The sequence below is a fragment of the Brachyspira catarrhinii genome (genome assembly GCF_005518285.1).
Lineage (GTDB): Bacteria > Spirochaetota > Brachyspiria > Brachyspirales > Brachyspiraceae > Brachyspira > Brachyspira catarrhinii.
The window spans coordinates 1-1,370 of record NZ_SJDU01000508.1 but is presented as its reverse complement, the minus strand read 5'-3'; the positions used below and the strand labels follow the sequence as shown (position 1 = coordinate 1,370).

The 1,370-nt window shown below is 23.0% G+C and carries 1 protein-coding gene; it reads left to right on the top strand.

What is annotated here, in order from left to right:
• Nucleotides 1–21 precede the first annotated feature (21 nt).
• The coding region (locus EZH24_RS11915) for a tetratricopeptide repeat protein (protein ID WP_161976169.1) at nt 22–1,370 on the top strand (1,349 nt) is incomplete at its 3' end.

Here is a 1,370-nt window from a genome sequence, read left to right as displayed (position 1 = left end):
TTATTATTTATGTTAGGATTAATGGAATATGACAGCAATTATATAGAAGAAGCAGAAAAAATATTTGCAAAACTTTTAGATTCAAATTATCAAAAAGATAAAGTTATGTATTATCTTGCTTCTTTATATTATAAAGATTCAAGTATTTATCATTTTTCTGCTAAAATCAATATACAAGAGATATGCAAATTAATAGAAAATGCTATTGAATTAAATAATAATGATTCGGAATACTGGTATTTACTGGGAGGCATAAATTTATATACTAATAGAGATTATAACAAAGCTCTATACTATTATAAAAAGGCTTATAAAATAAATCATAGCGAAATAATAAAAAATCATAAAGAAAAATATTATTATACATTTGGAAAAGTGAATTTATATTTAGGAAACTATGATGCTGCAATAGAAATTTTTAAAAAAACTATAAAAGATTTTAGAGAATCAGAATATTTTAAATATTCAATATCCCGTCGGGAAGAAGCTAATTATATACATTATTTAGGATTAAGTTATGAAAAAAATGAACAATATGATGAAGCTATAAAAAGTTATGAAAAATCATGGCATATTTATCAAGACAGTTGTATTGATATTGAATGTTATAGATATCATAGACAGCATATAATAAAGTCCATATATGATTTGTATAAAAAGGTTGGTAAAAATAGAGAAGCTATTCAATTTTTAAAAGCAAGTATTTTATACGATATATCATACCCTTTAAAAATTATACCTTTAGATATAGAAGAAAAAGATTTTAAAGGAAGTGAGGCTTATAATGATATAGTTCAGGCGTATACTTTAAGAATCGAAGAAAGGAGCTTTTACGGCATTCAATATATTATGCCATGCCGAGAGAAGCTTGCTGATTTTTACAAGACATATAAAGAGTATGATAAAGCTGAAGAATTGTATAAAATAATATCTAGAGAAAGTTATAAAAATATAGCTAGAATGTATGCAGAAGATGAAAACTATGATAAGGCAATAGATACATATAAAACTATCATACAAATATATCCTGATGATTCAAGTTGCTATTCTGACATTGCCTATATTTATGAGGAAATAAAAAACTATGAAGAAGCTATTAATTATTATAATAAGTCTTTTGAAAAAGGAAATCTTAGCTGCAGCAGAAGAATTGCTGAATTTTATGAAAATATAAATGAATATAGTAAAGCTATATACTTTTATACAAAATATATTGATTTTTCTAAAAATGATTTTTATGTATTAAAAAATATTGCCAATTTATATAATAAACTCAATGATATAGAAAATAGAAATTTGTATTATGAAAAAATTGCTGATATATTAAAAGAGTTTATACAAAATGATGTATATGATGAATATGATATAGA